General features: G+C 70.6%; 20 protein-coding genes and 1 tRNA gene. 14 read left to right on the top strand and 7 right to left on the bottom strand.

What is annotated here, in order from left to right:
• The 3 genes from ACIBJC_RS14445 to ACIBJC_RS14435 all read left to right on the top strand — a co-directional run bounded on the left by ACIBJC_RS14445 (window position 1) and on the right by ACIBJC_RS14435 (window position 5398).
• A complete protein-coding gene (locus ACIBJC_RS14445; RefSeq protein WP_399291953.1) occupies window positions 1–516 on the top strand; it encodes an SUKH-3 domain-containing protein in 516 nt (171 codons plus the stop codon).
• A gap of 395 nt (window positions 517–911) precedes the next feature.
• Window positions 912–4385 (top strand): DNA polymerase III subunit alpha, encoded by a 3474-nt coding sequence (locus ACIBJC_RS14440; RefSeq protein WP_399291950.1) that lies wholly within the window; start codon window positions 912–914, stop codon window positions 4383–4385.
• Window positions 4382–5398, top strand: a complete 1017-nt coding sequence (locus ACIBJC_RS14435; RefSeq protein WP_399291949.1) for an ImpB/MucB/SamB family protein — start codon at window positions 4382–4384, stop codon at window positions 5396–5398. Before ACIBJC_RS14440 ends, ACIBJC_RS14435 begins: the two co-directional genes overlap by 4 nt.
• Before the next feature lie 74 nt (window positions 5399–5472).
• On the opposite strand, the gene ACIBJC_RS14430 is transcribed toward ACIBJC_RS14435, so the two are convergent.
• Entirely contained in the window at window positions 5473–6813 is a 1341-nt protein-coding gene (locus tag ACIBJC_RS14430; protein ID WP_399291948.1) for a sensor histidine kinase, read from the bottom strand.
• 156 nt (window positions 6814–6969) lie between these two features.
• Here ACIBJC_RS14430 and ACIBJC_RS14425 point away from each other — a divergent pair, with 156 nt between their 5' ends.
• The 7 genes from ACIBJC_RS14425 (at window position 6970) to ACIBJC_RS14395 (ending at window position 12736) form a co-directional block, all read left to right on the top strand.
• Window positions 6970–7827, top strand: a complete 858-nt coding sequence (locus ACIBJC_RS14425; protein ID WP_399291946.1) for a hypothetical protein — start codon at window positions 6970–6972, stop codon at window positions 7825–7827.
• A 27-nt stretch (window positions 7828–7854) separates the two neighbouring features.
• A tRNA-Gln gene (locus ACIBJC_RS14420) sits at window positions 7855–7927 on the top strand.
• A 109-nt stretch (window positions 7928–8036) separates the two neighbouring features.
• Window positions 8037–9485: a bifunctional UDP-N-acetylglucosamine diphosphorylase/glucosamine-1-phosphate N-acetyltransferase GlmU gene (gene glmU / locus ACIBJC_RS14415; RefSeq protein WP_399291944.1), complete on the top strand. Its 1449-nt coding sequence runs from the start codon at window positions 8037–8039 to the stop codon at window positions 9483–9485.
• A gap of 130 nt (window positions 9486–9615) precedes the next feature.
• Window positions 9616–10593, top strand: coding sequence for a ribose-phosphate diphosphokinase (locus tag ACIBJC_RS14410; protein ID WP_329823405.1), 978 nt, complete (start codon window positions 9616–9618; stop codon window positions 10591–10593).
• A 224-nt stretch (window positions 10594–10817) separates the two neighbouring features.
• Window positions 10818–11405: a 50S ribosomal protein L25/general stress protein Ctc gene (locus ACIBJC_RS14405; protein WP_399291943.1), complete on the top strand. Its 588-nt coding sequence runs from the start codon at window positions 10818–10820 to the stop codon at window positions 11403–11405.
• A gap of 133 nt (window positions 11406–11538) precedes the next feature.
• Complete coding sequence (pth, locus tag ACIBJC_RS14400; protein ID WP_399291941.1) at window positions 11539–12135, top strand: aminoacyl-tRNA hydrolase; 597 nt, start codon at window positions 11539–11541, stop codon at window positions 12133–12135.
• 76 nt (window positions 12136–12211) lie between these two features.
• Entirely contained in the window at window positions 12212–12736 is a 525-nt protein-coding gene (locus ACIBJC_RS14395; RefSeq protein WP_399291939.1) for a hypothetical protein, read from the top strand.
• Window positions 12737–12858: 122 nt separating this feature from the next.
• On the opposite strand, the gene ppc is transcribed toward ACIBJC_RS14395, so the two are convergent.
• Window positions 12859–15588: a phosphoenolpyruvate carboxylase gene (gene ppc / locus ACIBJC_RS14390; RefSeq protein WP_399291937.1), complete on the bottom strand. Its 2730-nt coding sequence runs from the start codon at window positions 15586–15588 to the stop codon at window positions 12859–12861.
• A 297-nt stretch (window positions 15589–15885) separates the two neighbouring features.
• Here ppc and ACIBJC_RS14385 point away from each other — a divergent pair, with 297 nt between their 5' ends.
• From ACIBJC_RS14385 to ACIBJC_RS14375, 3 genes are all read left to right on the top strand, one after another.
• A complete protein-coding gene (locus tag ACIBJC_RS14385) occupies window positions 15886–16875 on the top strand; it encodes an acyl-CoA desaturase (protein ID WP_399291936.1) in 990 nt (329 codons plus the stop codon).
• The gene (locus tag ACIBJC_RS14380; protein ID WP_399292350.1) at window positions 16875–17570 is read left to right on the top strand and encodes a TetR/AcrR family transcriptional regulator; all 696 of its coding nucleotides are present in this window, start codon (window positions 16875–16877) and stop codon (window positions 17568–17570) included. The genes ACIBJC_RS14385 and ACIBJC_RS14380 overlap by 1 nt, the downstream gene beginning before the upstream one ends.
• Before the next feature lie 171 nt (window positions 17571–17741).
• Complete coding sequence (locus ACIBJC_RS14375) at window positions 17742–18104, top strand: hypothetical protein (protein ID WP_399291935.1); 363 nt, start codon at window positions 17742–17744, stop codon at window positions 18102–18104.
• A 30-nt stretch (window positions 18105–18134) separates the two neighbouring features.
• On the opposite strand, the gene ACIBJC_RS14370 is transcribed toward ACIBJC_RS14375, so the two are convergent.
• Window positions 18135–18968, bottom strand: coding sequence for a trans-aconitate 2-methyltransferase (locus ACIBJC_RS14370; RefSeq protein ID WP_399291933.1), 834 nt, complete (start codon window positions 18966–18968; stop codon window positions 18135–18137).
• 183 nt (window positions 18969–19151) lie between these two features.
• Between ACIBJC_RS14370 and ACIBJC_RS14365 the strand changes: the two genes are divergently transcribed.
• Window positions 19152–19649, top strand: coding sequence for a MarR family transcriptional regulator (locus tag ACIBJC_RS14365; RefSeq protein ID WP_329823396.1), 498 nt, complete (start codon window positions 19152–19154; stop codon window positions 19647–19649).
• Window positions 19650–19673: 24 nt separating this feature from the next.
• Here ACIBJC_RS14365 and ACIBJC_RS14360 read toward each other — a convergent pair whose 3' ends face one another.
• The 4 genes from ACIBJC_RS14360 to galT form a co-directional block, all read right to left on the bottom strand.
• Window positions 19674–20528 carry a LuxR C-terminal-related transcriptional regulator gene (locus tag ACIBJC_RS14360; protein ID WP_399292348.1) on the bottom strand — a complete coding sequence of 285 codons (855 nt, stop codon included), beginning with the start codon at window positions 20526–20528 and terminating at the stop codon, window positions 19674–19676.
• Between the two features lie 315 nt (window positions 20529–20843).
• On the bottom strand, window positions 20844–22016 hold the full coding sequence (gene galK, locus ACIBJC_RS14355; RefSeq protein ID WP_399292346.1) for a galactokinase: 1173 nt from the start codon (window positions 22014–22016) through the stop codon (window positions 20844–20846).
• A gap of 106 nt (window positions 22017–22122) precedes the next feature.
• Complete coding sequence (galE, locus tag ACIBJC_RS14350) at window positions 22123–23100, bottom strand: UDP-glucose 4-epimerase GalE (protein ID WP_399291931.1); 978 nt, start codon at window positions 23098–23100, stop codon at window positions 22123–22125.
• Entirely contained in the window at window positions 23097–24140 is a 1044-nt protein-coding gene (gene galT / locus ACIBJC_RS14345; protein ID WP_399291929.1) for a galactose-1-phosphate uridylyltransferase, read from the bottom strand. The genes galE and galT overlap by 4 nt, the downstream gene beginning before the upstream one ends.
• Between the last annotated feature and the right edge of the window lie 52 nt (window positions 24141–24192).

Here is a 24192-nt window from a genome sequence, read left to right as displayed (position 1 = left end):
ATGCCCGACCCGCACACCGCCGGCCACCCGCACCCGCACACCAGCACCCGCTTCCCCGTCCCCGTCGACGCCGCGCTGCGCGACGCCGGCTGGCTGCCGGGACGCTGGGACATACAGCAGGCCGAGGCGTGGGCGGACGTCCTGCGCGCCCACATCACCCCGGCCGGCCACCGGCTCAGCGTCTTCCCGGCCGCGGTCGAGGCCTGGGCCGAATTCGGCGGCCTGCACATCACCGCCCCGGGCCCCGGCCGCCAGATCGCCCCGGCCACCCTCCGTATCGACCCCACCGCCGGGCTCCACCACGCCCGTACCCTCACCGACCTCGGCCGGTCGCTGGAGACGGAGCTGAGCCCGCTCGGCGAGGAGGGCGAGGGGCAGGCCGTCCTCGCGATCGACAGCGAGGGCCGCGTCTACAGCGTCGACCACACCGGGGACTGGTACGTGGGGCCGGACATCGACCAGGCGCTGAAGACACTGATCACCGGCCTGGAACCGGCACGGCTGACTTCCCCCTGACCTCTCCCTAGCCTCTCTCTGGCCTCTCCCCCCTGAGCCCTGAGCCCTGAGTCTTGCGTCTTGCGTCTTGCGTCTTGAGCCACCCTCCCGTAGATCACTGACAGTAACGACGGGCAGGCGGTACCCGTTCCCGCCGCGTGCCGCCACGCGCCGCGGCGGTGGTGACGTACGCCACCACCGCCGCGGCGCGGAGCGCGACCGTACCCAACTCCGCTGCCCGGGCACGGATGTGACGGAGGGACGCCCGTCCCGCCCGCACACCGCACCCGCCCACTCTCGATCACCTGTACGAAAAAAGTCGCTGACCGGGGACAACACGGTTAGAGTAATCGAACGAGAGTACGAGACAGGCATCGGTCGGGTGACTGAACGGGGTGGAGTGACGGAGGTGCGGCATGGCAGGCCACACCCATCTGCACGTCGCGTCCGGATACTCCGCCCGCTACGGCGCCGCCCACCCCGAGCACCTCGTCCGGCGGGCGGCGGAGCGCGACATGGCGGCGCTCGCGCTCACTGACCGTGACACCGTCACCGGAGCCGTGCGGTTCGCCCAGGCCTGCGCCGCCACCGGGATCCGCCCCCTCTTCGGCATCGACCTGGCCGTGGAACCCCTCGCACCGCCCCCTCCGGCGCGGCGGCCCCGTACCCCCGCGCGCGGGGGCGCCCATGTCGTCGAACCCGCCCTGCGGTTCGTCCTGCTCGCCCAGGACCGGGCCGGCTGGGCACGGCTGTGCCGCATCACCTCCGCCGCGCACGCCGCGCCCACCGGGACCACTACCGGCGCGGCGCCGGTGACCGTGGGCTGGGAGGCGCTGCGCGAACACGGCGGCCCCGGTCTGACCGTCCTGCTCGGTCCGGTATCCGAGCCGGTACGGGCGCTCGCGGCCGGCCGCGAGGACGTCGCGGAGCGGCTGCTGGCACCGTGGCGGGAGATCTTCGGGGACGGGGTACGGCTGGAGACCGTCCTGCACTCCCGGCCCGGCACCGCCCCGGGCTCACTGCGGCTCGCCGCCCGCACCCTGGCGCTGGCCGACCGCACCCGTACCCCCGCCGTACTCTCCAACGCCGTCCGCTACGCCGACCCCGACCAGCACCGGCTGGCCGATGTCCTGGACGCCGCCCGGCTGCTGCGGCCCGTCGACCGGCGGAGCCTGGACGGCGGTCAGCGCTGGCTCAAGGACGGGACGGCCATGGCGGACCTCGCCCAGCGGATCGCCGCGTGCGCCGGGGCGGACACCCGGCGGGCGGCCCGGCTGCTGGCGGACACCGCCGCCACCGCGGACGCGTGCGCCGTCGACCCCGCGGCGGACCTCGGCCTGGGCACCCCGCACTTCCCGGAACCGGCCGTCTTCGGCGCCGGACCCCCTACAGACGGTGCGGACGGCGCCGGACGCCTGCTGCGCCAACGCTGCGAGGCCGGCCTGGTCCGGCGCGGCCTGGACCGGGACCGGGCCGCACTCGACCGGCTGGACGAAGAACTGGACGTGATCTCGGCGAAGAGGTACGACTCGTACTTCCTCGCCGTCGGCCAGGTCGTCACCGACATCCGCGAACTGGGCATCCGCGTCGCGGCCCGCGGCTCCAGCGCCGGCTCGATGGTCTGCCACTCCCTCGACATCGCCACGGCCAACCCCCTCGACCACCGGCTGCTGTTCGAACGCTTCCTCAGCGCGCGCCGCGACACCCTCCCCGACATCGACATCGACGTGGAGTCCGCCCGGCGGCTGGAGTGCTACGACGCGATCTTCGCCCGGTTCGGCCCCGAACGGGTCGCGGTCACCGCGATGCCCGAGACCTACCGGGCCCGCCGCGCCCTGCGCGACACCGGCCTGGCGCTGGGCATCGCCCCCGCCGACATCGACCGGATCGCCAAGAGCTTCCCCCACCTGCGGGCCTCCGACATCACGAGCGCACTCGCCGAACTCCCCGAACTGCGCCCGCTGGCGGCCGAAGCCGACCGGTACGGGCCGCTGTGGGAACTCGCCGAAGGCCTCGACTCCCTGGTCCACGGCATGGCCATGCACCCCTGCGGAGTGATCATCAGCGACGCGACGCTCCTGGACCGGCTACCGGTCCAGCCCACCCCCCAGGGCGACTATCCGATGGCGATGGCCGCCAAGGAGGAGATCGAAGCCCTGGGCAACATCAAACTCGACGTCCTGGGCGTACGGATGCAGTCCGCGATGGCCCACGCCGTCACCGAGATCGAACGGACGACCGGCAATCACATCGACCTCGACGACCCGGAACAAGTCCCCCTCGACGACGTCTTCGCGTTCAAAATCATCCAGGAGAGCCAGACCATCGGCCTCTTCCAGCTCGAATCCCCCGGCCAGCAGGACCTCCTCTCCCGGCTCCAGCCCCGCGACCCGCAGGACGTCATCGCAGACATCAGCCTCTTCCGGCCGGGACCCGTCGCCGGCGGCATGCCCGAGCGGTACATCGCCGCACGCCACGGCGGCACACCGGAGTACGCCCACCCCGACCTCGAACCGGTACTCGCCGACACCTACGGCGTGACCATCTGGCACGAACAGATCATCGAAACCCTGACCGTGCTGACCGGCTGCGACCGCGCCATGGCCGAGATCGCCCGGCGGGCACTCGGGGAGAAAGACCGGCTCCCCCGCATCAAGACCTGGTTCCACCAGCAGGCCGCCGCCCGCGGCTACACCGCCACCGTCCGCGACGAGGTGTGGAAAACCGTCGAATCCTTCGGCGCCTACGGCTTCTGCCGGGCCCACGCGGTCGCCTTCGCCGTACCCGCCCTCCAAAGCGCCTGGCTGAAAGCCCACTACCCGGCGTTCCTGCTGGCCGGCCTCCTCGAACACGACCCCGGCATGTGGCCGAAACGCGTCATCGTCGCCGACGCCCGCCGGCGCGGCGTCCCCCTCCTGCCCGTCGACGTCAACCACTCCACGACACGGCACACCGTGGAACGGACCGACGGCGAACGATGGGGCGTACGGCTCGCACTCACCGCCGTCCACGGCATCAGCGAAGAAGAAGCCGCCCGGATCGACGAAGGCCGACCGTACGGATCACTGTCGGACTTCTGGCAACGGGCCCGGCCCAGCAGACCACTCGCCGAACGCCTCGCGGAGATCGGCGCGCTCAACCCCCTCCACGACGGCCGCCTCACCCGACGCGACCTGCTGCTCCAGATCACCGAACTCCACCGCGCCTCCCGCACCCGCACCGCGACCGAAGGCCAACTGCCCCTCGGAACCGACGCCGTCGGCGGAGCCGAACCCAGCGGCCTCCCCGAGATGACCGGACGCGAAGCCCTCAGCGCCGAACTGGCCACCCTCCGCATCGACGTCTCCCAGCACCTGATGGAACACCACCACCGACTGCTGCGGGAGATCGGCGCCACCGACGCGGCCCACCTGACCGGCCTGCGCGCCGGCCGGCAGGTCCTCGTCGCCGGAGTACGGGCCGCCACCCAGACCCCGCCCATCGCCAGCGGCAAACGCATCATCTTCGTCACCCTGGAAGACGGCTCCGGCCTCATCGACCTGGCCTTCTTCGAAGACTCCCACCCCGCCTGCGCCCACACCGTCTTCCACAGCGGACTCCTGCTCGTCCGCGGCACGGTCCAGGTACGCGGCACCCGCCGCACCATCGTCGGCACCATGGCCTGGGACCTGGACCTCATCGCCGCCACCCGCCGCGACCACGGCCCCGAGGCCGCCCTCGCCCTCCTCGGCGCCGACCACCCGCACCCCACCCCCGCCCAGCCCCGGCGCACCCTGGCCGACGGCACCACCGGCGCCCGCCTCCACCCCTACGCCGACCTGCGACCGGCCGGCAGCCACCCGGCCGACCTCGGAAAACTCGGCCACCGCAGCCCCGGGAGCGCCGGATGACCACCCGCCCACGGCACATCGCCCACCTCCACCTGCACGCCGTACCGAACAAGGAGCGATACGACGACGCGGTCGAACTGATGTCGGACATCACACCGCACGTCCAAGCCCTCCCACCCCACGCCGTCCGGCTCGACCTCACCTCCGCGCTCCGCTACTTCGACCTCTCCCCCTACGACCTCGTCCAACTCGCCAAACTCCGGCTGAAAGCCCTCTACGACATCGACAGCAGCGCCGGACTCGCGGCCAACCGCACCCTGGCCGCCATGGCGGCCGACGCCTCCACCCCCGGCGACACCACCTGGATCCCCGACGGACAAGCCGCCGCCTGGCTCCACCCCCGACCCCTCACCGCACTACCAGGAATCGGCCACACCACCGCCACCACCCTCGGCCGATACGGCCTGCACACCATCGGCCAGATCGCCACCACCCCCACCGCGACCCTCCAACGCATCGTCGGAGCGAACCCGGCCCGCCTCCTGGCCGAACGCGCCCAAGGCCACGACCCCCACCCCGTCACCCCACAAGAACCCGCCGCACACCTCGCCGCCGACCTCGTACTGGAACGGGACTGCCTCGACCCCGCCCGGCACCACCGAGCCGTCCTCGGACTCGCCGACCGCATCGGCCAACGCCTGCGCGGCGAACACCGGACCACCCGCCGCCTCACCCTCACCGTCCGATACGCCGACCACAGCTCCACCCACCGCACCCGCACCCTGACCGAACCCACCGACCACTCCCCCACCCTCACCACAACCGCCCTCGAACTCCTCCACACCCTCGGACTCCAACGCGCCCGCGTCCGCGCCCTCACCCTCCGCGCCGACGACCTGCGCCCCGCCCACCACGCCCACCGCCAGCTCTCCCTGGACCCCACCGAAGACCGCGCCCGAGCCGCCGAAGCCGCCGCGGACCGCGCCCGCCACCGCTTCGGAACAACCGCCGTACACCCGGCCACCCTCGCCGACAACCGGCACCACCACCGCGCCACCCTGCTCACCGGATGACGGGAGACGACCGGAAAAAGCCCGGGGCGACCGGATGACGGGATGCCCGGAGACGACTCACCCCACTACCACCCTCAGACAGCGGCACCCCGCCGGTCCGGCAACACCGCCGACACCCGGAAACCCCCCGCATCCGTCTCCCCCGACACAAACACCCCACCCAGCGCCACCACCCGCTCCCGCATCCCCACCAGCCCATTCCCCCCACTCGGCAACCCCGCGTCCTGCGCACCACCATCCGAAGGCCCGTTCTCCACCTGCATCGCCACCTCCGCCTCCCGATGCGCGAGCCGGACCATCACCTTCGCCCCCGCCGCATGCTTCAACACGTTCGTCAGCGCCTCCTGCACCACCCGATACGCGGTCTGCTCCACCTCCCGCGCATACGACCGCGACTCCCCCTGCACCATCAGCTCCACCACCATCCCCGTATCCCGGGACTCCCCCACCAACGCCTCGATGTCCCCCATCCCCGGACCGTCCTCCGCCGCAGCAGCCGCAGCCGCCGCAGCCGCCAGACCCACCGACGCCAACGGCACCCCCGCGGACACCCCCGCCACCCCGTCCGCCTGCCGCGCCGCCACCTGCTCCCCCGCCCGCAACACCCCCAACATCTCCCGCAACTCCGTCAACGCCTGCCGCCCCATGTCCCCGACCAGAGCCGCGTTCTTCACCGCCTTCTGCGGATCCTTCAACGCCACCGCCTGCAACGCCGCCGCATGCACCACCATCAGACTCACCCGATGCGCCACCACGTCATGCATCTCCCGCGCGATCCGCGTCCGCTCCTCCGTACGCGCCCACTCAGCCCGCTGCTCCGCCCGGTCCGCCAGCAGCGACAACTCCTGCTCCAGGCTGTCCGCCCGCTCCCGCAGGCTCTCCATCAGCCGCCGCCTGGCCCCCACGTACAACCCCAGCAGCACCGACGGCGCCGTCAGCCCCACCGACATCAGCACCGCGACCAGAGGCACGTACCAGCGCGACGAATCGATCCCCGTGTCCACCACGTTCCGCGACATCCGAACAGCCGTCACGATCAGCGTCCCGACGAACGACATCCCGGCCAGCGCCCCGATGATCCGGCGCGGCACCTCGGACGCGGCGAGCGTGTACAGCCCCACCAGGCCCATCAGATAGCCCATCTCCGCCGGGGTGATCGCGATCGACACCAGCACCACCGCGAACGGCCACCGCCGCCGCACCAGCAGCATCGACCCGGCGATCAGCCCGAACAGCACCCCCACCGGCACGGGCAGCACCGCGGTCTCCGCGAACCGCACCCCCTGCAACCCGCACTCCAGGGCCGACACGATCGCCAGCCCCACATCCAGCACGACACTCCGCCGCCGCTCCCACCACCAGTAGCCACGAGCAGCCATGCCCGCAGAGTCCCGGTGTGCCCCCGTTGTGGTCATGTCTCCCAGCCTAAGGGGGCCCGCACCCCAATATCCGGCGACCTCGGGACCCTGAATCACGGCACGCCACACCGGGAACACGAGTCGATCACTCGAACTGGTGAATCGCCCGCGCATTCGAGCCGGAGGCTCGGGTTCCGCAGGACGATACGAGGCATGACGACACTTCCCGGCAAATACGCCGACTTCGAAGGACTTCGCACCCAGGTGGTGGCCCTGCGCAGGGAGGGCCTGAGCCGCCGGCAGATCCGCGACCGCGTCCACATCGACAACAACGACCTCCTCAACCGCCTCCTGGAGGGCGAACCACCCCCGGAATGGACCAAGCGCCCCAACGCCAAGGACGACTTACGCGACCAGGCACGCGAGCTGCGCCTGCAAGGGCTCACGTACGACCAGATCCAGGTGGAGCTGGGGTGCTCGAAGAGCTCGATCTCCCTGTGGGTACGGGACCTGCCGAAGCCGGACCGGCGCGACGCGAAGGAGCAGGCGAAGCTGGCGGCCCGGAAGCGGTGGGATCACGAGCTGGCCATACGTGACGAAGCCCGCCAGGAGACGAAGGCCGCCGCGACCCGCGAGATCGGCACCCTGAGCGACCGGGAGCTCTTCATCGCCGGGGTCGCGCTGTACTGGGCCGAGGGCACCAAGGACAAGCCGTACGCCCGGCGCGAGTCACTTCTCTTCATCAACAGCGACCCCAACGTGATCACGTTCTACTTGCGCTGGCTCGAACTCCTGGGCGTCACGCGCGAGCGGATGCACTTCCGGGTCAGCATCCACGAGTCGGCGGACGTCCCGGAAGCCGAGAAATTCTGGGCCGATCTGGCAGGCGTCGCCCCCTCCCTCTTCCAGAAGGCGACGCTCAAGAAGCACAACCCGAAGACCGTCAGGAAGAACATCTCGGAGGCGTACAGGGGCTGCCTGATCGTCTACGTCACCAAGAGCGCTGATCTTTACCGTCGCGTAGAGGGGGCTTGGTACGGCATAGTGTTGGGTGCGGATTCGGCGACGTGACGTAATGTCTGGTTTGGCCGACTATTATCCCCCGTGGTGTAATTGGCAAGCACTGTGGCTTTTGGTGCCATCAGTTCAGGTTCGAGTCCTGGCGGGGGAGCATCTAGGTTCGGGTCCCGACCTCACCGGTCGGGACCCGTCCTCGTTTACGCCCCGCTACCCCCCGGTATCCTGCGATTGACCATCACCCGAAGCCGAAGGGCATCCCCGTGAGCGCCAACCGCCCGGCAGCCGTCGTCGTCCTCGCAGCGGGTGAAGGTACCCGCATGAAGTCGAAGACCCCCAAGGTCCTGCACGAGGTCTGCGGGCGCTCGCTCGTCGGACATGTCGTGTCCGCCGCGCAAGAGCTCGAACCGCAGCAGCTCGTCGTGGTCGTCGGCCACGCCCGTGCGCAGGTCGAGGGCCATCTCTCCACGGCGTACGAGGGCGTGCGCACCGCCTATCAGGCCACCCAGCTCGGCACCGGGCATGCGGTACGGATGGCGCTCCAGGAGCTGGGGAGCACGCCGCACGGGACCGTGGTCGTCGTCTGCGGTGACACCCCGCTGCTCTCCGGCGCGACGCTGAACGCGCTGGCCGCGGCCCATGCCGCCGACGGCAACGCGGTGACGGTGCTGACCGCCGAGGTGCCGGACGCGACCGGGTACGGGCGGATCGTACGGGACGGGGCGAGCGGCGCGGTGACCGCGATCGTCGAGCACAAGGACGCGACGGACGCGCAGCGGGCGATCCGGGAGATCAATTCGGGGGTGTTCGCGTTCGACGGGCAGTTGCTCGCGGACGCGTTGGGCAAGGTGCGTACGGACAACAGTCAGGGTGAGGAGTACCTGACGGATGTGCTGGGCATTCTGCGTGAGGCGGGTCACCGGGTGGGGGCGTCGGTGGCCGGTGACCACCGGGAGATCCTGGGCATCAACAACCGCGTACAGCTCGCGGAGGCGCGCCGGCTGCTGAACGAGCGGCTGCTGGTGCGGGCGATGCTGGCCGGGGTGACGGTGGTGGATCCGGCGTCGGTGTCCGTGGATGTGACGGTGACGTTCGAGCAGGACGCGGTGGTGCATCCGGGGACGCAGCTTCTGGGTTCGACGCATCTGGCGGAGGGCGCGGAGGTGGGTCCGAACTCGCGGTTGAAGGACACGGCCGTGGGCGCGGGCGCGCGGGTGGACAACACGGTGGCGGACGGCGCGGAGGTGGGTGAGGGCGCGACGGTGGGTCCGTACGCCTATCTGCGGCCGGGTACACGGTTGGGCGTGCGCGCGAAGGCGGGTACGTATGTGGAGATGAAGAACGCGACGATCGGTGAGGGTACGAAGGTGCCGCATCTGTCGTATGTGGGGGACGCGACGATCGGTGAGTACACCAACATCGGTGCGGCGAGCGTGTTCGTGAACTACGACGGTGAGGCGAAGCACCATACGACGGTGGGTTCGCACTGCAAGACGGGTTCGGACAACATGTTTGTGGCGCCTGTCACGGTCGGGGACGGTGCTTACACCGCCGCCGGGTCGGTGATCACGAAGGATGTACCGGCGGGTTCGCTGGCCGTGGCCCGTGGCCAGCAACGGAATATCGAGGGCTGGGTGGCGCGGAAGCGTCCGGGGAGTGCTGCCGCGCAGGCGGCGGCGTCGGCGTCCGGGGGCGGCGCGGGGGAAAGCTGACCGGAAAGAGGCGCACCGATCACGGCGTACCGTGATAACTGCACATCTGCACGATTCGGCTGGCTTGCAGGGACGCCTCGCAGGGACGCGCGGGCTCGGCGGCCATCAACACGTCTGAGGAGACAGTGCTGTGACCGGGATCAAGACGACCGGCGAGAAGAAGTTGATGCTCTTCTCCGGCCGCGCCCACCCCGAGCTGGCCGAGGAGGTCGCGCAACAACTCGGCGTCGGGATCGTGCCGACCAAGGCTTTTGATTTCGCCAATGGTGAGATCTATGTCCGTTATCAGGAGTCGGCCCGTGGTGCGGACTGTTTCCTGATCCAGAGCCACACCGCTCCGATCAATAAGTGGATCATGGAGCAGCTCATCATGATCGACGCTCTGAAACGGGCGTCGGCGCGGAGCATCACGGTGATCGTGCCGTTCTACGGGTATGCGCGCCAGGACAAGAAGCACCGTGGCCGGGAGCCGATCTCGGCGCGGCTGGTCGCGGATCTGATGAAGACGGCGGGTGCGGACCGGATCCTGACGGTGGATCTGCACACGGACCAGATCCAGGGTTTCTTCGACGGTCCGGTGGATCACTTGTTCGCGCTGCCGGTGCTGGCGGATTACGTGGCGGGGAAGGTGGACCGGTCGAAGCTGACGGTGGTCTCCCCGGACGCGGGCCGGGTGCGGGTGGCGGACCGTTGGTGCGATCGGCTGGGTGCACCGCTGGCGATCGTGCACAAGCGGCGGGACAAGGATGTCGCCAACCAGGTGACGGTGCACGAGGTCGTCGGCAATGTGTCGGGCCGGGTGTGTGTGCTGGTGGACGACATGATCGACACCGGTGGCACGATCTGTGCGGCGGCGGACGCGTTGTTCGCGCACGGCGCGGAGGATGTGATCGTGACGGCGACGCACGGGGTGTTGTCGGGTCCGGCTGCGGACCGGTTGAAGAATTCGAAGGTGAGCGAGTTCGTGTTCACGAATTCGCTGCCGGATCCGGGCAATCTGGATCTGGACAAGATCACGGTGCTGTCGATCGCGCCGACGATCGCGCGGGCGGTGCGTGAGGTGTTCGAGGACGGTTCGGTGACGAGCCTCTTCGAGGAGCAGGCGTGACCGCCGGCCGCTGAAGCCGGTGGCCTGCTGGAAGATCGATTTCTGGGGCGGCCTCCCCGCCGGGTAGACTCATCGGGTTGCTCGGCGAGGGAGGCCGCACCTGTGTGCGGCTGGTCCGTTATCGACGCGCTCTTCGTAGCAGGCCCGTTGTGGCCGGGTGACGGCCCGATTTCGTGTCCCGGTTACCGGGATACCCGCGTTAACTTACGAGGAGTGCGTCAGCCATGGCTGAAGTCAAGATCAGCGCCGAGGTCCGTACCGAGTTCGGCAAGGGTGTGGCCCGCCGTACGCGCGTCGCCGGCAAGGTCCCCGCGGTCATCTACGGCCACGGTGCGGACACCGTCCACGTCACCCTGCCGGGTCACGACCTGATGATGGCGCTGAAGACGGCGAACGCGCTGATCAGCCTGGACATCGAGGGCCGCAGCGAGCTGGTCATCCCGAAGGCCGTGCAGCGCAACGCGATCAAGGGTCACATCGAGCACGTCGACCTGCTCGCGGTGAAGCGCGGCGAGAAGGTCACCGTCGAGGTGGCGGTGCACACCGAGGGTGACCTGGCGCCGGGTGCGAACCTGCTGGAGAACGTCCTCAACACGCTGACCGTCGAGGCCGAGGCCACGCACATCCCGGAGTCCGTCACGGTCTCCATCGAGGGTCTGGACGCCGGTGCGTCGATCCTGGCGAAGGATGTCCCGCTGCCGTCCGGCACGACGCTGGTGACGGACGAGGACGCGGTGGTCATCCAGGTCCTGGCCGCGCAGGCCGAGGAGCCGTCGGCGGACGAGGCCGCCGCCGAGGGTTCCGAGGGCTGATCCCGCGGACGGCGTTTCACGGGGTGGCGGGCCTGTCGGGCCGGCCACCCCGTTCGCTGTATCCGCACACCCACCGACCTGTAGCTGTAGATGTCCCTGTAGCTGTACGAGTGCGCGAGGAGAGACGGCGCGGATGACCACGGATGCCCTTGCCCCCTGGCTGATCGTGGGCCTGGGGAACCCCGGGCCGGGTTACGCGGCCAACCGGCACAATGTCGGGTTCATGGTGGCCGATCTGCTGGCGGAGCGTATCGGCGGCTCGTTCCGGCGGGCGCAGAAGGCGCAGGCGCAGGTGGTGGAGGGCCGGCTCGGTGGTCCTGGTCCCGCGGGCCGGCGGGTGGTGCTGGCCAAGCCGGCGTCGTACATGAACCTGTCGGGCGGTCCGGTCACGGCGCTGCGGGATTTCTACAAGGTGGAGACGGCGCGTGTGGTGGCGGTCCATGACGAGCTGGACATCGACTACGGGGCGCTGCGGCTGAAGCTGGGTGGCGGGGACAACGGTCACAACGGGCTGAAGTCGATGACGAAGGCGATGGGGCCGGAGTATCACCGGGTGCGGTTCGGGATCGGCCGGCCGCCGGGGCGGATGCAGGTCGCGGATTTCGTGCTGAAGGATTTCTCGTCGGTGGAGCGCAAGGAGCTGGCGTATTTCGTCGACCGTGCGGCGGACGCGGTGGAGGCTCTGGTGATGGACGGGCTGGAGCGCGCGCAGAGCACGTACAACTCCTGACAAGCCCGCGCATTGCCGTGCTTTCCCCTGCCCGTGGTTTGACCGGGCGCGTTCCCATGGCCAAGGATCCCGCCCTATGAGCCCTGTGAGTCCTGGGAAACGGAAGAAGGGGGCGGCCGGCAAGGGGAAGCGGAAGCCCGCCCCGTCCGCCCGCATCGTCTCGTTCGGCCATCGGGCGGCGATGGGCGCGGTCGTCCTGCTGCTGCTCGTGGCTGCCGTCTGGACGTCGTGGAGCGATGCGCAGCATGTGGTGCTGGCCAAGGGCCGCGAGCACGGGACGCTGACGGTGACGGGGTGCCGGGACGGCGCGTGTTCGGGGCGGTACGTGGCGGACGGTCCGGGTGGTGAGCCGGGGCGGATGACGATCGAGGAGTCCGTCGCCGTGCGGAAGGGCGATGAGCTCCGGGTGGTGGTGAAGCCCGGCACGAACGAGCTGGTGCGTACGGACACGGCGGGTCTGCTGTACGCGTGGGTGCCGTTGGGTGGTGCGCTGCTGCTGGCGTCGCTGGTGATCGGGGGCGGGCTGCGGCTGACGCGTACGGCGTGGGGTGCGGCGGTGGCGGGCGGGGTGCTGCTGGTGGCGACGTTCTTCGCCCTGTGAGGCACGGCGTCCGTCTGTCCACGTAGGTCTGTCCACGTACGTCTGTCCGCGTACGTATGACGACGTCTGCCCCCGCACCGGGTTCCCGGTGCGGGGGCAGACGTCGTGACGGGGCGGGTCGGTCAGCCGGTGTTGCGGAGTCCGGCCGCGACGCCGTTGACGGTGAGCAGCAGGGCGCGGCCCAGGAGCGGGTCTGCGGGGTCGCCCTTCTCGGCGGCGGTGCGCTGGCGGGCCAGCAGCGAGACCTGGAGGTAGGAGATCGGGTCGAGGTAGGCGTCGCGGATGGCGAAGGTCTGCTGGAGTGCCGGGTTGGAGTCGAGGAGCTTCTCGCCGCCGGTGATGCGCAGGACTTCCTGGACGGTGAGGGCGTGTTCGGCCTCGATCGCCTCGTAGACGTGCTTGAGGTGGTCGGGGACGAGGGTGTCGACGTAGTGGCGGGCGATCCGCAGGTCGGTCTTGGCGAGTGTCATCTCGACGTTGGAGAGGAAGTTGCGGAAGAAGTGCCAGTGCTCGTACATCTCGTCGAGGACGGTGTCGGGTCCGGCAGCGCGGAGCGCCTTGAGGCCGGAGCCGACGCCGAACCAGCCGGGCACGATCTGCCGTGACTGGGTCCAGCCGAAGACCCACGGGATGGCGCGGAGGCCGTCGAGGCCGGCGCCGGAGTCGGGCCGCCGGGAGGGGCGGGAGCCGAGGTGGAGGTCGGCGAGCTGGTCGACGGGGGTGGAGGCGAAGAAGTAGGCGGGGAGGTCGGGGTCCTCGACGAGGGTGCGGTACGCGCCGTGTGCGGCGTCGGAGACGGTGTCCATGGCGGAGTCCCAGCGGGCCAGGGCTTCGTCGGACTGGCGGGGCGCGGTGTGCAGAGCGGAGGCCTGGAGGGTGGCGGCGACGGTCAGTTCCAGGTTCTCCCTGGCGAGGGAGGGGATGAGGTACTTGTCGGAGATGACCTCGCCCTGTTCGGTGACCTTGATCTCGCCTTCGAGGGTGCCCCAGGGCTGGGCGAGGATCGCGTCGTGCGAGGGGCCGCCGCCGCGGCCGACGGTGCCGCCGCGGCCGTGGAAGAGGCGGAGTCGTACGCCGTGCCGGTGGGCGACGTCGCGGAGCCGGCGCTGGGCGCGGTGGATCTCCCACTGGGAGGTGGTGATGCCGCCGAACTTGGAGGAGTCGGAGTAGCCGAGCATGACCTCCTGGACGTCGCCGCGGAGTGAGACGAGGCGGCGGTAGGAGGGGTCGGCGAGCATCTCGTCGAGGATGATGTCGGCGGCGCGCAGCTCGTCGGTGGTTTCGAGGAGCGGCACGATGCCGATCTTGGCCCAGCCGCCGTGGAGGTCGAGGAGTCCGGCTTCGCGGGCGAGGACGGCGGCGGCGAAGACGTCGTCGGCGCCCTGGCACATGGAGATGATGTAGGACTCGATGACTTCGGGTCCGAAGCGTTCGAAGGCCTGGCGGACGGTGTGGAAGACGCCGAGGGTCTTCTCGCCGGCGGCGTCGAGCGGGGCCGGGGTGGGGGCGAGGGGGCGGCGGGAGCGGAGTTCCTTGGCGAGGAGCTTCTGCCGGTAGTCGCGGGGCATGTCGACGTAGCGCCAGGATTCCTCGCCGAGGCGGTCGAAGAGCTGGCCGAGCGCGTGGTGGTGGGCGTCGGCGTGTTCCCGTACGTCCATGGTGGCGAGCTGGAGGCCGAAGGCGGCGAGGGTGCGGATGGTGCGGTCCATGCGGCCGTCGGCGAAGAGGCCGCCGCGGTGTTCGCGCAGGCTGGTCTGGATGAGGGTGAGGTCGTCGAGGAGTTCGGCGGTGCCGAGGTAGTCGCGGCCGTTCTCGTGGGGGATGTTCCTGGCGAGGCGCTCGCGGGTGTTGACGAGCTTCTGCCGGATACAGGTGGCCTTGAGGCGGTAGGGCTCTTCGGCGTTGAGGCGCTTGTAGCGGGGGCTGATCTCGGGGAGCCGGACGAGGTCGTTCTGGAGGGAGTCCAGGAGTTCGTCAGTGGCGCCGGTGTAGCGGATGGAGTTGGAGAGCTGGCCGCGGAGCTGGTCGACGAGTTCGAGGGCGTCGGTGATGCCGTGCTCGTGCTGGAGGATCAGGACTTCGCGGGTGACTTCGGGGGTGACGTTGGGGTTGCCGTCGCGGTCGCCGCCGATCCAGGTGCCGAAGGTGAGGGGGCGGGTGCCGGGGGGCAGCTCGACGCCGACGCGGTCCAGCTCGGCGACGAGGTCTTCGAGTACGTCGCCGACGGCGCCGATGTGCAGTTCGTCCAGGTAGTAAATGGCGTTGCGGGCTTCGTCGGCGGGTTCGGGCCGTACGACGCGCAGCTCGTCCGTCTGCCAGATCAGGTCGATGGACTCGGCGAGCCGCAGGTCGTGGCGGCGCCGGTCGGAGGCGAGGGCGGGGGCTTCGAGGAGTTCCGCGATGCGGCGGAGCTTGTTGAGTACGGAGCGGCGTGCGGCTTCGGTGGGGTGTGCGGTGAAGACGGGCCGTACGTTGAGGTTCTTGACGGTCGCGCGCAGGTGCTCGGGGTCGGCGTCCTTGAGGCGGTCCGCGGTACGGGCGAGGAGGCCGCCTTCGGCGGCGCGGCGCTCGCGCATCTCGCGGCCTCGGTGGACCTGCTCGGTGACGTTGGCCAGGTGGAAGTAGGTGGAGAAGGCGCGGACCAGCTTGCCCGCGGTTTCCAGGTCGGTGTCCCCGAGGAGCTCGGCGGCGGCTTCGCCGTTCTCGCGCGTGAGGGCGCGGACCCGTTCGACGAGCTCGAGGAGCTCCGGGCCTTCCTGCCGTACGAGGGTCTCGCCCAGGAGGTCACCGAGACGGCGGATGTCCGAGCGGAGCTCCGTGTTGGCGGATGGGGTCTGGTCGGCACTGCTCACAGGTGCGGCTCCTTGCAGTGTTTGAGCACGTCTGGAGGGTTCTGGAGACTTTACGGACCGCGCTGTCCGACGGTCCAAGGATAGGTGGCCTTCGCCTGACGTTATCCACAGCCCTCTTGCCTCGTGGTTCGGCGCTGCCATACTTACGTTGCCGTAGGTTACGCACCTGTATCCGGGCTTCTGTCCGATTTCCCCGTACGACGCCTTCCGCTCCCCCACTCTCCCCCTCCCCCACCCGCTTCCCCCACACCCGCCCCCCGCCTCTCCCCTCTTCACTCCTCACCCCAGGGATCCCCCATGTCCACGCCTCCTGACGTGATGAACGATTCCCCTTACCCGTCACCCTCCGGGTCCACTCCGCTACCTTCCGCCACGATCGGTGGGGAGAGCAAGGGCTCGCTGGAGCAGTTCGCGCTGCTCCTCTTCATCGTGGTGCCGTTCCTGGCTCTGCTGGCGGCGGTGCCGCTGGCCTGGTCGTGGGGCGGTGTGAGCTGGCTGGACCTGGGCCTGATGGTGGCGATGTACTACATCGGCTGTCACGGTGTGACGATCGGCTACCACCGTTACTTCACGCACGGCGCGTTCAAGGCGAAGCGTCCGCTGCGGATCGTGCTCGCGGTGGCGGGTTCGCTGGCCGTGGAGGGCCCGCTGGTCCGCTGGGTGGCGGATCACCGTAAGCACCACAAGTTCTCGGACGCGGAGGGTGACCCGCACTCGCCGTGGCGGTTCGGCGAGACGCTGCCCGCGCTGCTGAAGGGGCTGTGGTGGGCGCACATCGGCTGGCTGTTCGACGAGGAGCAGACGTCGCAGCAGAAGTACGCCCCTGATCTGATCAAGGATCCGGTGATCCGCGCGGTGTCGCGTCAGTTCGCGATGTGGACGCTCGTCTCGGTGTTGGTGCCGCCGCTGGTGGGCGGTCTGGTGACGATGTCCTGGTGGGGGGCTTTCACGGCGTTCTTCTGGGGGTCGCTGGTGCGGGTGGCGCTGCTGCACCATGTCACCTGGTCGATCAACTCGATCTGTCACGCGGTCGGCAAGCGGCCCTTCAAGTCGCGGGACCGCTCGGGCAACGTGTGGTGGCTGGCGGTGCTCTCCTGCGGCGAGTCCTGGCACAACCTGCACCACGCGGACCCGACGAGCGCGCGGCACGGCGTGCTCAGGGGGCAGCTCGATTCGAGCGCGCGGCTGATCCGCTGGTTCGAGAAGCTGGGCTGGGCGAGCGACGCCCGCTGGCCGAGCGCCTCCCGCCTGGACTCCCGCCGCAAGAGCGCACCCGCCAAGGCATGATGGGCACCGTGGCGATCGACGGCGGTACGAGCAAGCAGGGCAGCACGGAGAAGGCCCGTCCCGCGACGGGCCGGCGGACCCGCCGGGTCCGGATGACCGGAGCGGAACGGCGCGAGCAGCTTCTGGACATCGGCCGTACGGCCTTCGCCGAGAAGGGCTTCGAGGCGACGTCGGTGGAGGAGATCGCGGCGAAGGCCGGGGTCTCCAAGCCCGTCGTGTACGAGCACTTCGGCGGCAAGGAGGGGCTGTACGCGGTGGTCGTGGACCGGGAGATGCGCCAGCTCCTCGACATGGTCACGAGCGCCCTGACCGCGGGCCATCCGCGGGAGCTGCTGGAGCAGGCGGCGTTCGCCCTGCTCGACTACATCGAGACGTACACGGACGGCTTCCGCATCCTGGTCCGTGACTCCCCGGTCGCCCAGTCGACGGGGACGTTCGCGTCGCTGATCAGCGATATCGCCACGCAGGTCGAGGACATCCTCGGCCTGGAGTTCAAGAACCGCGGCTTCGACCCGAAGCTGGCCCCGCTGTACGCGCAGGCCCTGGTCGGCATGGTGGCCCTGACGGGCCAGTGGTGGGTGGACGCGCGCCGCCCGAAGAAGTCGGAGGTGGCGGCGCACCTGGTGAACCTGGCGTGGCACGGCCTGGAGAACCTGGAGCCGAAGCCGCGCCTCATAGGCCACCGGAAGGTCTGAGCGGGGGCCGCGGGGGCTTCCGGGGGCTCCGAGGGGGCTCTGCGGGCCGCGGTCGCTCGTTGCGGTGACGTGGTCGGCTTGGGACCCTTCTGTCCGAGATCGAGCCTGGGGTTGTGCACGCGACTCGCATGCACGGTACGGAGTCCGCACAACTCGGCACCGGAGGTCACCGTGAGCGCACAGCCCGACGTTCCGCACGAACCGCTGATTCCCATGCCCGACCTCGCACCGGACGCTTTGCGGGCCACCGTGGCCCGCATCGCCCCCAGCCGGGTTCCCGCGCTCACCCAGCATCTGTTCGAGGCGACGACGAACGCGCAGCAGACGCAGAGTCTTGCCCCCTTGCGAGCCTTCGTTCACTCATGGGCTGTGTCCGTCGCGGTCGGGCGGCACCCGGAGCGTGCCGCCCGGTTGCCCGACCGGGAAGGCGGCCTGCGGGAGTTCGACCTTCTCGGCGGCCGTGGATTCCTCAGCTTCCTCGCCGTACCCCGGCACCAATGTGTCTACATCCGCAACGTCACCTGGTGCGGCTGAAGAAGTCGGCGTTCGTGGCGCACTGGCGGTTCACGCTGTCTTGTGGGCGACCGCGAAGATGCGGCGGAACGGGAAGACCGTGCCGTGGGGGCCCGGGGGGTAGGCGTCCCTGAGGAGGTCCCGGTAGGTGGCGGTGAACTCCTGGGCCGCCGCCGGGTCGTCGGACAGCGCGGTGAGGACCGGGCGCAGGGCGGTGCCCTTGACCCAGTCGAGGACCGGGTCCTCGCCGGGGAGGAGTTGGAGGTAGGTGGTTTCCCAGACGTCCGTCTCGCAGCCGAGGTCCATGAGGCGCGTGAGGTAGTCCTCGGGGGTGAGGACGCCCACGGCGCGCACGTTCAGGCGGTCCCGCCAGCGTGGGGTGGCGCACAGGTCGGCGAGGAGGGTGTGGCTGGGGGCCGTGAAGTTGCCGGGGACCTGGAAGGCGAAGGTGCCGCCGGGGGCGAGGGCGCCGGTCCAGGCGGCGAAGGAGTCGGGGTGGTTCGGGACCCACTGGAGGGCGGCGTTGGAGACGATCAGACCGTACGGTTCGCCGGGCGTCCAGTGCGCGGCGTCGCCGGGCCGGAAGTCCAGGGTGCCGCCGCCGGGGGTGGGGCCCGCGTACTCCTCGGTCGCGCGGGCCAGCATCTCGGGCGAGTTGTCGAAGCCGGTGATACGGGCGGTGGGCCAGCGGTCGGCGAGGAGCGCGGTGACGTTGCCCGCGCCGCAGCCGAGGTCGGCGATCCGGGGCGCTCCGCCGGGACCTTCGGGGTGGTCGGGCAGGTCGGGGATGCGGGCCAGCAGGTCCAGGAAGGGGCGGGTGCGGTGGCCCGCGTGCCTGAGGTACTGGGACGGGTCCCAGGTCGGCGCGGGAGGCGTGGGAGACACGGGGGACACGGGGGACGCAGGAGACACGGGAGGTGGGGGAGGTGGGGACGACGGCATGGCGGTGTTCCCTCGCTGGTGCGGAGCGGGCGGGCGGGCGGGCCCGATGGGCTCTTTCCAGCCTGCACCGCGAAGTCTCTTGACGTCAAGAGACTTCATGTCGAGGGACCCTCTACACTGATCGACATGGAGGATGAGGTCGACCGACTGGTGGCAGCATGGCGTCGAGAGCGCCCCGACCTCGACGTGGAACCGCTGGAGGTGCTCAGCCGCGTGAGCAGGCTGGCCCGGCACCTCGACCGCGCACGCCGGATCGCCTTCTCCGAGCACGGCCTGGAGCCGTGGGAGTTCGACGTACTGACCTCACTGCGCCGCGCCGGCGACCCGTACCAGCTCTCCCCGGGCCAGCTTCTGACCCAGACCCTGGTCACCTCCGGCACCATGACCAACCGGATCGACCGGCTGGCCCAGAAGGGGCTGGTCGAGCGGCTGCCCGACCCCAGCGACCGGCGCGGGGTGCTGGTCCGGCTCACGCCCGAGGGACGGGACCGCGCGGATCAGTCGCTCGCCGGGCTGCTCGCCCAGGAGCGGGCGATCCTCGCCGAGCTGTCCGGCGCACAGCGGGGTGAACTGGCGGGCCTGCTACGCCAGTTGACCGCGCCGTTCGACAACGTTCCCGGCTAGGAGCGAAGCCGGACCCGGAGTGCCTCAGCCCGCCGAGGTGATCTGGCGCGGCACCAGGTCGACCGGTCCGACGCCCGCTCTGCGGGCCAGCGCCACCGCCGCCAGCGTGGAGTGCACACCCAGCTTCCCCAGGACGTTCTGCATGTGCGTCCGCACGGTGTGCGGGGAGAGGAAGAGGCGTTCCGCGACGGCCTTGCGGCCCAGGCCCGCGACCATGCAGCGCAGTACCTCGCGTTCGCGCGGGGTCAGCGACTCGACCAGGCGTTCGCTCTCCGTACGGTGCTTGCGCGCGGCCGTCAGCTCCCGCAGGACGCCGGTGAGCAGCGCGGGCGGCAGATGCGTCTCGTCGCGCAGGACGCCCCGTACGACGGTGAGCAGGCGCTGGAGCGAGCAGTCCTTCGCGACCCAGCCGGACGCGCCCGCCTGGAGCGCCTGTGCGGCGCGGCGCGGGTCGTCCTTCTCGGCGAGTACGACCGTACGGACGGACGGCTGGCCGGAGCGGACCCCGGCGACCAGCGAGATGCCGTCGACGGGCACGCTCTCGCCGTGGTCCGGCACGGCGCGTGCGACCGGCGCCGGCAGTGCGGGCACGGCGGGCAGCGGGACAGGGCCGCCGTTCGCGTGACCGTTCGGGTGAGCGGCCGGATGGCCGGTCGGCGCGCCGTTCATGACGCCTCCCGCCACCCCGCCGAGGTCGGCGTCGACCAGCATCACATCGAATCGGCGCCCCTCGGCCGCCGCGCGGTCGAGGCAGCGCAGCGCCGCGGGACCGCTGCCGGCCGCCGCGACGTCGACGTCCGGCTCGGCCGCGAGCGCCGCTGCCAGCGACTCCGCGAAAATGCGATGGTCGTCCACCACCAGAACCCGGATACGTACCATGGACACCCCCTCAAGGTGGGGAGCGGACGGTGCGGGCACAACGCCCGGTGTGCGGGTGATACGTCAATGGCACGGCCGCCGCCGCGTGTTGACTGATACCCCGCCCCGAGCGTCGTACCCGCTTGTCTCCACCCCTGAACAGCACCGGCCCCCACCGGTGCATGTGCATCAGCGTACGGGCGTCCGCCGGGAGGGGAAGGAATTTCGCAGAACTCGTTGGCCTGGTTGTTTACGGTGCGCTTGATGTTTCGTATCGAGACAGAAGTCGACAAATATCGACGCCTGTTGTTCGTTCGGCGGACGACCGACCCCGATCTAGAGGCGGTACGCCCCCCGCGAGGGGATCGCCGGGAAGATGCGCGGCGCCGCGTACCCCGCCGCCACGAACGCCTCCGTCACCGACTTCGCCGTCGCGTCGGCCGCGTCCGCCTCGACCAGGACGATCGCCGAGCCGCCGAAGCCGCCGCCCGTCATCCGGGCGCCGAGCGCGCCGGCCGCCGTGGCCGAGGTGACCACCAGGTCCAGTTCCGCGCAGGAGACCCGCAGGTCGTCGCGGAGCGAGGCGTGCCCCTCGGTGAGGAGCGGGCCGACCGCGCGGACGTCGCCCGCGTCGAGCAGGGCGATGACCCGTTCGACCCGGTGGTTCTCGGTCACGACATGGCGGGTGTAGGCGCGTACGGTCCCGCTCTCGCCCTCCGCCGCCAACCGGTCGAGCGCTGCGGGCAGTTCCCCGTACGGGACGTCCCGCAGCGCGGGCACCCCGAGCGCCCGCGCGCCCGCCTCGCACCCGGCGCGCCGCTCGGCGTACGCGCCGTCGCCCAGTTCGTGCTGGACCCGGGTGTCCACGACGAGCAGCCGCAGCCCCTGGGCGGCGAGGTCGAAGGGCACCTGACGCTGGGTCAGGTCGCGGGTGTCCAGGTGGAGGGCGTGGCCCTCGGCGCAGCAGGCCGAGGCCATCTGGTCCATGACGCCGCACGGCACGCCGACGAAGTCGTTCTCGGCGCGCTGCGCGAGGACGGCCAACTCGGTGGCGTTCAGGCCGAGTTCGTACAGGTCGTTCAGCGCGAGCGCGGTGACGACCTCCAGGGCGGCGGAGGAGGAGAGCCCTGCGCCGGTCGGGACGGTCGACGCGAGGTGGATGTCGGCGCCCGCGACGGGGTGGCCCGCCTCGCGCAGCGCCCAGAGGACGCCCGCGGGGTAGGCGGCCCAGCCGCTGTCGGAGAGCGGGACGAGAGCGGCGGCGTCGAGCTGGACGATGCCGCCCGGGATGTCGGCGGAGTGCACGCGCAGGACATGGTCCGTACGGCGGGACACGGCGGCGACGGCCCGGTGCGGCAGGGCCAGCGGCATGACGAAGCCGTCGTTGTAGTCGGTGTGCTCACCGATCAGGTTGACGCGCCCCGGGGCCGCCCAGACGCCCTCGGGGGCGGCCCCGTACAGCCGCTGGAACTGCTCGGCCACGGTCCCGGTCCCGGTCGCGCTTCCGATCCCGGTCGCGGTCGCGTCGATGTCGCCACCGCCCTCGCCCGTCCGGCCAACGCCATTGGTGCCGCTCTCGCTCACCCTGGTTCTCCTTCGTTTCTGCGGTCGTGCTCTAGTGCTTGGCGCGCGCGAACGCCCACGCGTCCGCGACGATGCCCGTCAGATCGGCGCGGCTCGGCGTCCAGCCCAGGCGGCGGTGCGCGGTCTCGGCGGAGGCGACGAGGACGGCGGGGTCGCCGTCCCGGCGCGCGGCCATGACCTCGGGGATCGGGTGGCCGGTGACCTTGCGTACGGTCTCGATGACCTCGCGGACCGAGAAGCCGTTGCCGTTGCCGAGGTTGCAGATCAGGTGCTCGCCCCCGGTGGCGGCGTCCAGCGCGCGCAGGTGCGCCTCGGCGAGGTCCGCGACATGGATGTAGTCGCGGACACAGGTGCCGTCCGGCGTCGGGTAGTCGTCGCCGTAGACGGAGATCGACGGGCGGGTGCCGAGGGCGACCTGGAGGACGAGCGGGATGAGGTGCGACTCGGGGTCGTGGCGCTCGCCGGCGGTCGCGCCGGAGCGCGCGGCGTACGCGCCCGCGACGTTGAAGTAGCGCAGGGAGACGGCCGCGAGGCCGTGCGCGGCGCACTCGCCGCCGATCATGTGGTCGACGGCCAGCTTCGTGGCGCCGTACGGGCTGGTGGGGGAGGTCGGGTCGGTCTCCGTGATGGGTGAGGAGACGGGCTCGCCGTACGTCGCGGCGGTGGACGAGAAGACCAGCTTGCGCACGCCCGCGGAGCGCATCGCGGCGAGCAGCGCCATGGAGCCGCCGACGTTGTTGTCCCAGTACTTCTCGGGCTTGGCGACGGACTCGCCGACCTGCGAGGACGCGGCGAAGTGCAGCACGGCGTCGTACGAGGGGTCGAGCCATTTGGCGGCATCCTGGATGCGCCCCTCGATGAACTCGGCGCCCTCGGGGACCCCGGCGCGGAAGCCGGTGGAGAGGTCGTCGAGCACGGTCACCGCGTGCCCCGCCTCCAGCAGATGTGCGGCGACCACGCTGCCGACATATCCCGCACCACCAGTGACCAGGTACTTCTTCGTGCTCACTCGCTCGCTACCTCTCGCAGTCGCTCGGCCGCGGCCTCCGGCGGCACATCGTTGATGAACACACTCATGCCGGACTCGGAACCCGCGAGGAATTTCAGCTTGCCGGAAGTGCGGCGGATGGTGAAAAGCTCAAGGTGGAGCGCGAAATCGTCCCGTCCGGCGGCCCGGAAGGGGGCCTGGTGCCAGGCGGAGATGTACGGCGTGGGCGGTTCACCTTCGCCGAATATCCGGTCGAAGCGCCTCAAGAGTTCCAGATACATCTGTGGGAACTCTGTGCGCGCCGCGTCGTCGAGCGCCCGCAGGTCGGGGACGCGCCGCTTGGGGTAGAGGTGGACCTCGTACGGCCAGTGCGCGGCGTACGGCACGAACGCGACCCAGTGCTCACCGTCGAGCACGATCCGGGCCCCGTCCGTGACCTCCTTCTCCACGAGGTCGTCGAAGAGGTTGCGGCCGGTCGCCTCCCGGTGCGCGGCCACGGAGCGGAGCATCAGCGCGGAGCGCGGGGTGACGAAGGGGTACGCGTAGATCTGCCCGTGCGGATGGGCGAGCGTCACGCCGATCTCGGCACCGCGGTTCTCGAACGCGAAGACCTGCTCGACCTGCGGAAGTTCGGCCAGCTCGGCGGTGCGGTCGGTCCACGCCTCCAGGACGAGGGCGGCCTGTTCGTCGGTGAGGTCGGCGAAGGAGGCGTCGTGGTCGGAGGTGAAGCAGACGACTTCGCACCGCCCGGAGTCCCCGGCGAGGGAGGGGAAGCGGTTCTCGAAGACGGCGACGTCGTACTCCGGCTCGGGGATCTCGCTGAGCCGGCCGTCCCGGGAGGGGCAGAGGGGGCACTCGTCGGCGGGCGGGTGGTACGTACGGCCCTGCCGGTGCGAGGCGATGGCGACGGCGTCACCCAGGAGGGGGTCGTGGCGCACCTCGGAGGTGGTGGCGACGGGGCCGAGCGGACGGCGGTCGGGGGCGTCGCGTACGGCGTCGTCCCGGGAGTCGTAATAGACGATCTCGCGCCCGTCGGCGAGTCGGGTCGACGTCTTCTTCACTACGGACTCCCTCGCGCTCCAATCAAACAAAAGCAAACACAATAAATCACCA

Origin of the sequence: Streptomyces sp. NPDC050509 (genome assembly GCF_044457965.1) — a bacterium.
In the GTDB taxonomy this organism is placed as follows: domain Bacteria; phylum Actinomycetota; class Actinomycetes; order Streptomycetales; family Streptomycetaceae; genus Streptomyces.
Note: the sequence above shows the minus strand (reverse complement) of the source record. Positions and strands in the feature narration are given on the sequence as shown.

What these genes read in the sequence shown, in the direction of transcription:
- ACIBJC_RS14380 (WP_399292350.1), top strand. Translation starts at nt 16,875, where the DNA reads ATGGGCACCGTGGCGATCGACGGCGGTACGAGCAAGCAGGGCAGCACG.
- ACIBJC_RS14440 (WP_399291950.1), top strand. Translation starts at nt 912, where the DNA reads ATGGCAGGCCACACCCATCTGCACGTCGCGTCCGGATACTCCGCCCGC.
- ACIBJC_RS14445 (WP_399291953.1), top strand. Translation starts at nt 1, where the DNA reads ATGCCCGACCCGCACACCGCCGGCCACCCGCACCCGCACACCAGCACC.
- ACIBJC_RS14385 (WP_399291936.1), top strand. Translation starts at nt 15,886, where the DNA reads ATGTCCACGCCTCCTGACGTGATGAACGATTCCCCTTACCCGTCACCC.
- ACIBJC_RS14395 (WP_399291939.1), top strand. Translation starts at nt 12,212, where the DNA reads ATGAGCCCTGTGAGTCCTGGGAAACGGAAGAAGGGGGCGGCCGGCAAG.
- ACIBJC_RS14430 (WP_399291948.1), bottom strand. Translation starts at nt 6,813, where the DNA reads ATGACCACAACGGGGGCACACCGGGACTCTGCGGGCATGGCTGCTCGT.
- ACIBJC_RS14405 (WP_399291943.1), top strand. Translation starts at nt 10,818, where the DNA reads ATGGCTGAAGTCAAGATCAGCGCCGAGGTCCGTACCGAGTTCGGCAAG.
- pth (WP_399291941.1), top strand. Translation starts at nt 11,539, where the DNA reads ATGACCACGGATGCCCTTGCCCCCTGGCTGATCGTGGGCCTGGGGAAC.
- ACIBJC_RS14360 (WP_399292348.1), bottom strand. Translation starts at nt 20,528, where the DNA reads ATGGTACGTATCCGGGTTCTGGTGGTGGACGACCATCGCATTTTCGCG.
- ACIBJC_RS14425 (WP_399291946.1), top strand. Translation starts at nt 6,970, where the DNA reads ATGACGACACTTCCCGGCAAATACGCCGACTTCGAAGGACTTCGCACC.
- ACIBJC_RS14365 (WP_329823396.1), top strand. Translation starts at nt 19,152, where the DNA reads ATGGAGGATGAGGTCGACCGACTGGTGGCAGCATGGCGTCGAGAGCGC.
- ACIBJC_RS14435 (WP_399291949.1), top strand. Translation starts at nt 4,382, where the DNA reads ATGACCACCCGCCCACGGCACATCGCCCACCTCCACCTGCACGCCGTA.